Source organism: Bacillus sp. LM 4-2 (assembly GCF_000978495.1).
GTDB classification, from domain to species: domain Bacteria; phylum Bacillota; class Bacilli; order Bacillales; family Bacillaceae; genus Bacillus; species Bacillus subtilis.
The window spans coordinates 1,473,482-1,485,671 of sequence record NZ_CP011101.1; the positions used below are offsets into that span (position 1 = coordinate 1,473,482).

Sequence of the window (12,190 nt, forward strand, 5' to 3'; positions counted from 1 at the left end):
TTGGCATATCCCCAAGTATCCCCAGCATACAATGATTTTCTGTAAGCGTTTATTCTACATATGTTACTCCCTATAAAGTAAGAGACTCACTCCATAATTAGACTGAAATTTTGAAAAATAATAGAAATTTATTTCGGGTATCGATATAGTGAAGATGATAAATGTTGGAAAGGTGCTGGATATGGAGACATTTAAAAGATTAAAAATGTATTATTGGCCGTACAGAAAAGTGTTTATGTGGTCGCTTCTAGCCATGCTTTTGATGACTGCAATTACTGTCGTTTATCCGATTATCCTGCAAATTACGATTGATGAGATCGTACTGGGACGGCAGTATCAGCTTGCGGCGTGGGTCAGCTTAGGATTTATTGCGGTAATGGTTTTGAAAGGAATGGCTACCTTTTTTCATCAGTATTTAGGTGATATGTTCGGGATCAAATCCGTTTATCGGCTGAGAAATGGTCTGTATGAAAAACTGCAGCGGCTTTCTTTTTCTTACTATGATAACGCGAAAACAGGAGATTTGATGTCCAGGCTGACTGCTGATGTTGAAGGGCTTCGTTTTTTCTTATCATACGGTCTCGCTGAGCTCATTCGCTTCGGCCTGCTGGTAGCCATCAGCCTGTCGGTTATGTTTTACTATTCTGTTCCTCTCACGCTTGTGACAATAGCTGTTCTGCCATTTCTCGCGGTTGCGGTATACCGGTTTGACAAAAGAGTCCATCCCGCCTTCAGAGGCATCCGCAAATCGTTTGCGAAACTCAATACAAAAGTTCAGGAAAATATCAGCGGCATTAATACGGTTAAATCTCTTTCCAGGGAAGATTTTCAGATCAGCACTTTCAATAAAGCCAATGCAGAATACAGGGCGCAGTATTTACAAACATCATCCATTTGGTCTGCGTATTTCCCTTTAATGGAGTTCATTGGTAACATTTGTATTGTAGCTCTTCTCTCATACGGCGGTTACTTGGTTATGCAAAATCAGCTCAATCCCGGCGAGCTTGTTGCTTTCTTCAGCCTTGTCAATTATATGATGTGGCCGATTATGAACTTAGGTTTTGTCATCAATATGTTCTCTCAAGCAAAAGCGTCAGGGGAACGCCTGCTCGACATTCTGGAAAAAGAAGAAGACATTACAGATCATCCTCATGCTTTGCATAAACAAAAATTAACCGGAGATGTCCATTTCAAAAATGTTTCTCTTGCATACGGAAAAGAACAAACAAACGCGCTGTGCAATGTAAGCTTTGAGGCAAACAGCGGGAAGGTAATCGGACTGTTGGGCCCGACAGGTTCAGGCAAAAGCTCAGTGACACAGCTTCTCACCAGATTTTACAGTCCTGTTGGCGGAATGATTACCATTGATCACAAACCCATCACAGATTATTCGTTAAAAACCCTTCGCTCCAATATCGGGGTCGTACTTCAAGAATCCTTCCTGTTTTCATCTACGATTAGATCAAATATTTCGTATGGGCGGCCGGATGCCTCAATGGAAGACGTCATCGAAGCGGCAAAAAGGGCGCAGGCTCATAACTTTATTATGGAGCTTCCTGATGGGTATGACACCATGCTGGGAGAGAGGGGAATGGGGCTTTCCGGCGGGCAGAAACAGCGTATTGCCATTGCGAGAGCCATCTGCTTGAACCCGAGCATTTTAATATTGGATGATGCCACAAGCGCAGTAGATATGCAAACGGAGCACAGCATACAGCTTGCCTTAAAAGAAGTCATGAAAAACCGCACAACCTTTATCGTCGCTCACCGCATTTCTTCACTGAAACACGCTGATGAAATTCTCGTTTTTAATAAAGGACGCATTCGTGAAAGGGGAACACATCATGAGCTTCTTGAAAAAGGCGGCTACTATAAAAAGATTTACGATTTGCAATACCGTGATGTCAAAATGATTAATGAGCCGCATGAGGTCGGATAGGGAGGGGCCAAATGAAACAAGCGAAAAAACAGGGGGTTTTAGAGCGTTTCTATTACTCTTCAGATGAAATCATTGAAAAGCCGTTTAACTGGGCTCAAATGTGGCGGCTGCTGAGCTATGTCAAACCATATCGAAAAACAATTTTGCCGCTTTCTTTTCTCACTGTATTGATTGGCACTGCTGTGAAGCTTGTGATCCCCATTTTGATCGGCGTTTATGTTCTTGATCAAGCGATTACAGGGAGAAACTCGGAGCTGCTGATTCAGCTCATTTTTATTATTAGCGGTTTATATGTCCTCAATTACGCCGCCAATGTGTTAAGAATCAGGTGGATGAATCAGCTTGGCCAGCATGTCATTTACGATTTGCGACAGCATTTATTTACCCATGTGCAGCGCTTATCCCATCGATTTTTTGATCAGCGGTCGGCGGGATCGATCTTAGTCAGGATCATGAATGATATTAACTCTCTTCAGGAGCTCTTTACAAGCGGAGTCATCAATTTGTTGACCGACTTGCTGCTTCTGGCCGGCGTGATTATTATTTTGTTTACGCTGAGCCCTGAGCTGACTATAGCCATCATGGTGACATTGCCGATTATGTTTTTTATTTCAACAAGTCTCAGAAAAAAAATACGCCGATCCTGGCAAACGGTACGGCTGAAGCAATCGAAGCTCAACTCTCATCTAAACGAAAGCATTCAGGGCATCCGGGTCACGCAGGCATTTACGCAGGAAGAAGAAAACATGGCGTATTTTGACGGTGTCAATCAGGAGAACTACGAATCATGGCGGGAAGCAACTAGAAAAAATGCCATGTTCCGTCCGCTTGTAGAAATGACGAATGCGATTGGGACGGCTGTCTTGATTTGGTATGGAGCCACACTCATCATGAATGAAACCATTACGATTGGCGTCTTCGTTTCTTTTGCTTTCTATCTGGGAATGTTTTGGGAACCTATTTCGAGACTGGGTCAGGTCTATAATCAGCTGTTAATGGGGATGGCATCATCAGAACGGATTTTTGAGTTTCTGGACGAACAGCCAAATGTCAAGGAGAAGCCGAATGCCATTCATAATGAAAAGATAAATGGGGAGATCAGTTTTGAAGAGGTTGAATTTTCGTATGATGAAAAACGAAAAGCCCTTCACGCCGTTTCTTTCTCTATTCCTGCGGGCTCGACGCTTGCGCTTGTCGGGCATACAGGGAGCGGGAAGACGACGATTGCCAATTTAATCAGCCGTTTTTATGATGCGACCGGAGGCACCATTAAAATAGACGGTATACCGATTAAGGATCTTTCCCTTGCCAGTCTGCGCTCTCAAATCAGCATTGTCCTGCAAGATACATTTATTTTCTCCGGGACCATCATGGAAAATATTCGTTTTGGAAGGCCAAATGCTTCGGATGAAGAGGTGATGAAAGCGTCCCAAGCGGTCGGAGCGGATGAGTTTATTTCCGATTTAGCGGAAGGATACGCAACAGAGGTAGAGGAAAGGGGCAGCGTACTGTCTGCCGGTCAGCGTCAGCTCATTTCATTTGCAAGAGCATTGCTCGCCGATCCGGCTATTATCATCCTTGACGAAGCAACGGCAAGCATTGATACAGAGACAGAAGTAAAAATTCAGCAAGCGTTAAAAACGCTTCTGAAAGGGCGTACAGCAGTGATGATCGCTCACAGATTGTCTACGATCCGCGACGCCGACCGCATCATTGTTCTTGATCACGGCAGGAAAATAGAAGAAGGGAACCATGATCAGCTGCTCGCTAAAGGAGGCATTTATGCCGGGCTTGTGAAAGCGCAATACAGCACAGCGATAGAATAATATGAAAAGCCTTCAATATTGAAGGTTTTTGGAAATTTATTAGAAAAACATGAAACTTTTTGATATCCTTCCCGTACTATTTGTTAGATATTCTCAAGGAGGTTTTGAAATGGAAACGAATGTAGAAAAAAACAGCGGAACGGCGACTGAAAAGCCTTCACTTTTCGGAGTAATCACAAGTCCGTCCGTTCAATTTGAAAGAATAAGAGAAAGGCCGGCTGTATGGGGACCGCTTTTGATTGTTGCAGCAATTATCATCGTCGGTGCCGTGCTGCAATCACTCGGTACGGATTATAGTGAGCTTTTGAAAAGCCAGGATACGCAAGGGCTATCTGCTGAACAAATGGAAACTGTCGCAACAATAACCAAATTTGGCGGAATGGCAGGCGCTATTATCGGCGGTATCGCAGCATTATTTATTGCCCCTCTTATTTATTGGCTCTGTGTAAAAGTATCAGGCGGTGTTACGACATATAAAAAAATGCTTTCTCTCAGTCTGTTTGTCTCTTTGATTAGCAGTCTCGGATTATTGGTTAATGGAATCGTTGCTTTTACGACTGACGTGAATCCTCTTTACAGCACGACGTCACTGGCAGGGATTATCCCATCTGACGGGGCTCTCGCCAGTGTGTTAAATACCTTTGAAATTTTCAGCATCTGGAGCTTTGTATTATTAGCAATCGGACTTCACAAAACGGGAGGCATCTCAAAAAAAGCCGGGTGGATTTCAGCAATCATTCTATTCGGAATTTTAGTTGTATTTTCGCTTTTTTCAGGTTTAATCAATTCTGTGGCGGGTGCATAAGCTCATGAAAAAAGTCTGGATCGGAATTGGAATCGCAGTTATAGTCGCTCTTTTTGTTGGAATCAATATATACCGGTCTGCCGCTCCAACAAGCGGCAGCGCCGGCAAGGAGATACAGACGGGGAGCGTTGAAGAAAATGAAATCTCATCAACGGTTATGGTTCCTGGCACGCTAAAATTTTCAAATGAACAGTATGTCTTTTATGAAGCGGATAAAGGGACATTAGAAGACATTAAAGTAAAGGAAGGCGATAAAGTTAAAAAGGGCACGCCTTTAGTCACCTATACAAATGAGCAGCTGAGCCTGGAAAAAGAACAGAACCAGTTAACGTCTGAATCCAACCGGCTTCAAATTGACCAAATTCAAGAAAAGTTAAAAGCCTTGGACAGCAAAGAAAGAGAACTGGAAAAACAGGTAGGAAAGAAAGAAGCAGAAAAACAAATCGAATCTGAACGGACAGAGCTTCAAATGCAGAAAAAAACAGCGGAGATCGAATTAAAACAAACCGAGCTTCAGCGGCAGTCACTTGCCAACCGGGTGTCAGATTTAGAAGTGAAAAGCGAAATTGAAGGCACCGTTATTTCTGTCAACCAAGAAGCGGCATCCAAAAAGTCAGATATTCAAGAGCCTGTCATACATATCGGCAACCCAAAAGACCTTGTCGTCTCAGGGAAATTGTCTGAATACGATACATTGAAAGTCAAAAAAGGCCAGAAGGTCACACTCACTTCAGATGTAATACAGGGTAAAACATGGAAAGGCACGGTTTCCGCAGTCGGGCTTGTTCCGGATCAGCAGGAGAGCGCTGCGGCACAAGGAACAGAACAGGCGGTCCAATACCCGCTTCAAGTGAAAATAAAAGGAAATCTTCCAGAAGGAAAGCCAGGCTTTAAATTTATCATGAATATTGAAACAGATAAACGGAAAGCAAATACGCTTCCTTCAAAGGCAGTCAAAAAAGAAGATGACCAATATTATGTGTATACAGTAAAAGACGGAAAAGCAAAGCGAGTTGATGTCAAAATCGGCGAAGTGACAGATGACCTGACAGAAATTAAAGAGGGGCTTACCCAAGATGATCAAGTCATTTTGAATCCATCTGATCAGGTGACTGACGGAATGGAAGTGAAATCCTAAATGATTCAGCTTTCTAATGTGCGAAAAAGCTACCAGATCGGAAAGGAAACGTTTGATGTTCTCCATTCTATTGATTTGGACATTCATCAAGGTGAATATGTCTCGATTATGGGGCCGTCAGGATCAGGAAAATCGACGATCATGAATATTATCGGCTGTCTTGATCGGCCGACTTCCGGTACATATCAATTGGACGGCGAAGACATTTCTTCATATAAAGATAAAGAACTGGCGGCAGTCCGTAACCGGTCCATCGGTTTTGTATTTCAGCAATTTCAGCTTCTTCCGCGGCTGAACGCAAAAAAAAATGTCGAGCTGCCGATGATTTATTCCGGGATAGGCAAAAAGGAACGTCAAGAGCGGGCTGAGAGAGCATTGGAAAAGGTGGGGTTAGCCGATCGAATGCTCCACATGCCCAACGAGCTGTCGGGCGGGCAGAAGCAGCGGGTGGCGATTGCGAGGGCGATCGTGAATGAGCCGAAATTGATTTTAGCTGATGAACCGACCGGCGCGCTGGATACGAAAACAAGCGAGGCGATTATGGATCAGTTTACAGCATTAAATGCCGAGGGAACGACAATCGTTCTGGTTACTCACGAGCCTGAAGTAGCAGATTGCACGAATCGGATCGTCATGGTGCGTGACGGAAACATTGTTCCTGCCAGCTCCGGACAAAGGAGTGTGGGAGAATGAGCCTGTTGGAAAACATCAGAATGGCTCTAAGCTCTGTCCTTGCCCATAAAATGCGTTCGATCTTAACGATGCTCGGCATTATCATTGGTGTAGGCTCTGTCATTGTTGTCGTTGCGGTAGGACAGGGCGGCGAGCAAATGCTGAAGCAGTCGATCAGCGGCCCGGGAAATACTGTGGAGCTGTACTATATGCCTAGCGACGAGGAGCTTGCAAGCAACCCGAACGCCGCAGCTGAATCTACGTTTACAGAAAACGATATTAAAGGTTTAAAAGGAATAGAAGGCATTAAACAAGTCGTTGCTTCGACTTCTGAAAGTATGAAAGCGCGTTATCACGAAGAAGAAACCGATGCTACGGTTAACGGAATAAATGATGGATACATGAATGTCAATTCTTTAGAAATCGAAAGCGGCAGAACATTTACCGACAATGACTTTCTCGCGGGGAATAGAGCCGGAATCATCTCTCAAAAGATGGCTGAAGAACTGTTCGATAAAACCTCCCCTTTAGGTGAAGTTGTCTGGATAAACGGACAGCCCGTTGAAATTATCGGTGTGCTGAAAAAAGAAACAGGCTTGCTTTCTTTCGGTTTAAGTGAAATGTATGTGCCATTTAATATGATGAAATCCTCTTTTGGCACAAGTGATTTCAGTAACGTATCATTGCAGGTCGAATCAGCAGACGACATAAAATCGGCAGGAAAAGAAGCAGCACAGCTGGTAAATGACAATCATGGCACAGAGGATTCGTATCAAGTGATGAACATGGAGGAGATTGCGGCCGGAATTGGCAAGGTAACGGCAATTATGACGACGATTATCGGCTCAATTGCAGGTATTTCCCTTTTGGTCGGCGGAATCGGTGTCATGAATATCATGCTCGTATCAGTCACAGAACGGACACGGGAAATTGGAATCAGAAAATCCCTCGGTGCGACGAGGGGACAGATTCTGACTCAGTTTTTAATTGAGTCAGTCGTATTGACGCTGATTGGCGGTCTGGTCGGGATTGGTATTGGATACGGAGGGGCCGCGCTTGTTTCAGCCATTGCGGGCTGGCCGTCACTCATATCCTGGCAGGTTGTATGCGGGGGCGTGCTGTTCAGTATGCTCATTGGTGTTATTTTCGGCATGCTTCCTGCAAATAAAGCTGCAAAGCTTGATCCCATTGAAGCGCTGCGTTATGAGTAGCCTCATGCAACATGCATGAGGTTTTTTTATGTTTAGTGATTTCTACTATGAATATAAAAGACTTTTTTCATTAAAATAAGAAGAAAATGTCGTACAATTGTCCTTATTTTTGTCGAATTTACAGTTTACAAACCCTATAGACATACGTTAATATGGAGAAACGTGAAAGATTTTGATAGTTATTGAATGAATTTGAATGATTTTAGTTGCCTAAACCGAAAATAGCGTTTACAATGAAATTGTATTCAAAATGAATACGTTTTCATTAGGAGGTGAAGCATGCTAACTCCTGAACGGCATCAATTGATTATTGATCAAATAGAAAAGCATGATGTGGTAAAGATTCAAGAGCTTATAAATCTGACTAATGCTTCTGAATCAACAATCAGAAGAGATTTATCGACCCTTGAAGAACGCGGTTTTTTAAAGCGCGTTCATGGTGGAGCGGCCAAGCTTTCCGATATCAGACTTGAACCCGATATGCTTGAAAAATCATCCAAAAACCTTCACGATAAACTGAAGATTGCTGAAAAAGCAGCTTCTCTTTTAGAAGAAGGGGATTGCATTTACCTTGATGCAGGCACGACGACATTGCACATGATTGATTTTATGGATAAAACCAAAGATATTGTCGTTGTCACAAACGGGGTAATGCATATCGATGCATTAATAAGGAAAGAAATTTCTTTTTATCTGCTTGGAGGATACGTAAAGCACAGAACGGGCGCGATTATTGGAGGCGCTTCACTGATTGCCATGGACCAGTACAGATTTGACAAGAGTTTTCTGGGGACAAACGGTGTCCATACAGAGGCTGGATTCACAACGCCGGACCCTGATGAGGCCCTTTTAAAACAGAAAGCGATCAAACAGGCAAAACACGCTTACGTCTTAGCAGACCCTTCGAAGTTCGGAGAAATTTCATTTTCGGCATTCGCCGGAATAGGCGACGCAACAATCATTACGACTGACGCTGAAGAGCTTACATTCGATAATTACCAAGAAAAAACTGTCGTAAAGGTAGTGAAACCATGATTTACACTGTAACACTTAATCCATCTGTCGATTATATTGTTCACGTTGAAGATTTTACTGTAGGAGGCCTGAACCGTTCTTCGTATGATACCAAGTATCCAGGGGGCAAAGGCATCAACGTATCGAGACTGCTGAAAAGACACCATGTGGCGTCTAAAGCGCTCGGATTCGTCGGCGGATTTACCGGAGAATATATCAAAACATTTTTACGGGAAGAAAACCTGGAAACAGCTTTTTCTGAAGTAAAAGGGGATACCCGTATCAATGTAAAGCTGAAAACTGGTGATGAAACTGAAATTAACGGCCAGGGACCGACAATTTCGGATGAAGATTTCAAAGCCTTTTTAGAACAGTTCCAATCTTTGCAAGAGGGAGATATCGTCGTTCTTGCAGGAAGCATTCCATCTTCACTCCCTCACGATACTTATGAAAAAATCGCAGAGGCCTGCAAACAGCAGAACGCACGAGTTGTTCTGGATATCTCAGGCGAGGCTCTTTTGAAAGCAACAGAAATGAAACCATTTTTGATGAAGCCAAATCATCATGAGCTTGGAGAAATGTTCGGCACGGACATTACATCTGTTGAGGAAGCCGTTCCTTATGGGAAAAAGCTTGTAGAACAAGGCGCTGAACATGTAATCGTATCAATGGCCGGAGACGGAGCGCTTCTGTTTACGAACGAAGCTGTTTATTTTGCTAACGTGCCAAAGGGGAAATTGGTAAACTCAGTCGGAGCAGGGGATTCCGTTGTTGCAGGTTTCCTTGCCGGAATTTCCAAACAGCTTCCGCTTGAAGAAGCATTCCGCTTAGGAGTTACTTCAGGCAGTGCTACCGCGTTCTCTGAAGAACTTGGAACAGAAGAATTTGTCCAGCAGCTTCTTCCTGAAGTTAAGGTCACACGTCTATGAGGAGGAAACACAAGTGAAAATAACTGAGCTTTTAACGAAGCATACGATAAAGCTTAATATTGAGAGCAAAGAAAAAGAAAATGTTATTGACGAAATGGTCACTGTTCTTGATAAGGCTGGAAAGTTAAATGACCGACAAGCCTATAAAGAAGCCATTTTAAATCGCGAAAGCCAAAGCTCCACGGGTATCGGTGAAGGAATCGCTATCCCCCATGCGAAAACGGCAAGCGTTATCAACCCGGCGATCGCGTTCGGACGTTCAAAAGACGGCGTCGATTATGAATCATTAGACGGCCAGCCGGCTCACTTAGTGTTCATGATTGCGGCGACTGAAGGCGCAAACAACACTCACCTTGAAGCATTGTCAAGACTTTCAACGCTGTTAATGCGTGAAGAAATCCGTAAGCAGCTCCTTGAAGCTGAGTCTGAAGATGCCATCATCGACATTATTAATCAGCACGATAAAGATGATGACGAAGAGGAAGAAGAAGCGGCACCAGCACCTGCCGGAAAAGGAAAAATTTTAGCGGTTACTGCATGTCCGACAGGTATTGCCCATACATTCATGGCTGCGGATGCCCTTAAAGAAAAAGCGAAAGAGCTTGGAGTGGAAATTAAGGTCGAAACAAATGGGTCAAGCGGCATTAAGCACAAGCTCACTGCCCAAGAAATCGAAGATGCACCTGCAATCATTGTCGCAGCGGACAAGCAGGTTGAAATGGAACGTTTTAAAGGCAAGCGCGTACTTCAAGTTCCTGTAACGGCGGGTATCAGACGTCCGCAAGAGCTTATCGAAAAAGCGATGAATCAAGATGCGCCGATTTATCAAGGCAGCGGCGGCGGTTCAGCAGCTTCAAACGATGATGAAGAAGCGAGAGGCAAGTCTGGAAGCGGTATCGGAAACGCGTTTTATAAGCACCTTATGAGCGGTGTCAGCAACATGCTTCCGTTCGTAGTCGGCGGCGGTATTCTCGTTGCGATTTCATTCTTCTGGGGAATTCACTCTGCTGATCCGAATGATCCTAGCTACAACACGTTTGCAGCAGCATTAAACTTTATCGGCGGCGACAATGCATTAAAACTGATTGTTGCAGTTCTGGCCGGTTTCATTGCGATGAGTATTGCAGATCGTCCTGGTTTTGCGCCTGGTATGGTCGGCGGATTTATGGCAACTCAAGCGAATGCTGGATTCTTAGGCGGCTTAATTGCCGGATTCCTTGCCGGTTATGTCGTGATTTTACTGAAGAAAGTATTTACGTTTATCCCTCAGTCACTTGATGGATTAAAACCTGTTTTGATTTACCCGCTGTTCGGTATTTTTATCACTGGCGTATTAATGCAATTTGTCGTCAATACACCTGTAGCGGCATTTATGAATTTCTTAACAAACTGGCTTGAAAGCCTTGGTACTGGAAACCTTGTGTTAATGGGTATTATCTTGGGCGGCATGATGGCGATCGATATGGGCGGCCCGCTTAATAAAGCAGCCTTTACGTTCGGTATCGCCATGATCGATGCAGGCAACTATGCGCCTCATGCAGCAATCATGGCCGGCGGTATGGTTCCTCCGCTTGGTATTGCACTTGCAACAACCATTTTCAGAAACAAATTCACTCAGCGTGACCGTGAAGCTGGTATTACATGCTATTTCATGGGAGCTGCTTTCGTAACAGAGGGAGCGATCCCATTTGCTGCGGCTGATCCGCTTCGCGTCATACCAGCTGCTGTAGTCGGTGCAGCTGTTGCCGGCGGATTAACTGAATTCTTCCGAGTAACGCTTCCGGCGCCTCATGGAGGAGTATTCGTAGCTTTCATTACAAACCATCCGATGCTTTACCTTTTAAGTATCGTGATCGGTGCTGTCGTGATGGCAATTATCCTCGGTATCGTCAAAAAACCTGTTACAGAAAAATAAGAAAAAAAGCGTCCTTGGTTCGAAAGGACGCTTTTTCTTATCCGGCCGGCAGGGAGCGCGGTTAAGTTATGTATTTTATTCTTTTTTATGATAAAGTAAAAGAAGAGAAACAACTGACATAGCAATTGTCTAGGAGGAAACACTTTGACCGAGGAAAAAAATACGAATACTGAGAAAACGGCGAAGAAAAAAACCAATACGTACCTGGAATGGGGTAAAGCGATTGTCATCGCTGTTCTGCTGGCTCTCCTGATCCGTCACTTTTTGTTTGAACCGTATTTAGTTGAAGGTTCATCTATGTATCCCACATTACATGACGGAGAAAGGCTGTTTGTGAATAAAACAGTCAACTATATCGGCGAGCTGAAGCGCGGAGATATCGTTATTATTAACGGTGAAACTTCTAAAATCCATTATGTAAAAAGATTGATCGGAAAGCCTGGAGAAACCGTTCAAATGAAGGATGACACGCTTTATATAAACGGTAAAAAAGTAGCCGAGCCTTACTTGTCTAAAAACAAGAAGGAAGCAGAAAAACTTGGTGTCAGTCTGACAGGAGACTTTGGACCGGTTAAGGTTCCGAAAGGCAAATACTTTGTCATGGGAGATAACCGGCTGAATTCTATGGACAGCCGAAACGGGCTGGGACTGATCGCGGAAGATCGAATTGTCGGCACATCGAAGTTTGTCTTTTTCCCGTTTAACGAAATGCGTCAAACAAAATAAAAACGCCTTGCTGGC

Annotated in this window: 10 protein-coding genes; all 10 read left to right on the forward strand. The window is 43.9% G+C overall.

The features are described from left to right. Positions 1–181 precede the first annotated feature (181 nt). The 10 genes from bslm_RS07520 to sipT all read left to right on the forward strand — a co-directional run bounded on the left by bslm_RS07520 (position 182) and on the right by sipT (position 12,175). Positions 182–1,939, forward strand: a complete 1,758-nt coding sequence (locus bslm_RS07520) for an ABC transporter ATP-binding protein (RefSeq protein ID WP_003244670.1) — start codon at positions 182–184, stop codon at positions 1,937–1,939. Between the two features lie 11 nt (positions 1,940–1,950). Next, positions 1,951–3,765 carry an ABC transporter ATP-binding protein gene (locus bslm_RS07525; protein ID WP_046380994.1) on the forward strand — a complete coding sequence of 605 codons (1,815 nt, stop codon included), beginning with the start codon at positions 1,951–1,953 and terminating at the stop codon, positions 3,763–3,765. Positions 3,766–3,874: 109 nt separating this feature from the next. Then, the gene (gene yknW / locus bslm_RS07530) at positions 3,875–4,570 is read left to right on the forward strand and encodes a YknW family membrane protein (protein ID WP_003232360.1); all 696 of its coding nucleotides are present in this window, start codon (positions 3,875–3,877) and stop codon (positions 4,568–4,570) included. A 4-nt stretch (positions 4,571–4,574) separates the two neighbouring features. Continuing rightward, positions 4,575–5,708 carry an efflux RND transporter periplasmic adaptor subunit gene (locus bslm_RS07535; RefSeq protein WP_038829597.1) on the forward strand — a complete coding sequence of 378 codons (1,134 nt, stop codon included), beginning with the start codon at positions 4,575–4,577 and terminating at the stop codon, positions 5,706–5,708. Beyond that, positions 5,709–6,401: an ABC transporter ATP-binding protein YknY gene (gene yknY / locus bslm_RS07540; RefSeq protein ID WP_003232356.1), complete on the forward strand. Its 693-nt coding sequence runs from the start codon at positions 5,709–5,711 to the stop codon at positions 6,399–6,401. Continuing rightward, complete coding sequence (gene skiZ, locus bslm_RS07545) at positions 6,398–7,591, forward strand: sporulation-delaying-protein transporter subunit SkiZ (RefSeq protein ID WP_015252177.1); 1,194 nt, start codon at positions 6,398–6,400, stop codon at positions 7,589–7,591. Before yknY ends, skiZ begins: the two co-directional genes overlap by 4 nt. A gap of 279 nt (positions 7,592–7,870) precedes the next feature. Then, positions 7,871–8,626 carry a DeoR/GlpR family DNA-binding transcription regulator gene (locus tag bslm_RS07550; protein ID WP_014476685.1) on the forward strand — a complete coding sequence of 252 codons (756 nt, stop codon included), beginning with the start codon at positions 7,871–7,873 and terminating at the stop codon, positions 8,624–8,626. Then, entirely contained in the window at positions 8,623–9,534 is a 912-nt protein-coding gene (pfkB, locus tag bslm_RS07555) for a 1-phosphofructokinase (RefSeq protein WP_032721490.1), read from the forward strand. Before bslm_RS07550 ends, pfkB begins: the two co-directional genes overlap by 4 nt. A gap of 13 nt (positions 9,535–9,547) precedes the next feature. Beyond that, positions 9,548–11,449 (forward strand): PTS fructose transporter subunit IIABC, encoded by a 1,902-nt coding sequence (locus tag bslm_RS07560; RefSeq protein ID WP_046380995.1) that lies wholly within the window; start codon positions 9,548–9,550, stop codon positions 11,447–11,449. Between the two features lie 144 nt (positions 11,450–11,593). Further along, a complete protein-coding gene (sipT, locus tag bslm_RS07565; protein WP_003232348.1) occupies positions 11,594–12,175 on the forward strand; it encodes a signal peptidase I sipT in 582 nt (193 codons plus the stop codon). The last annotated feature ends 15 nt before the right edge of the window (positions 12,176–12,190 follow it).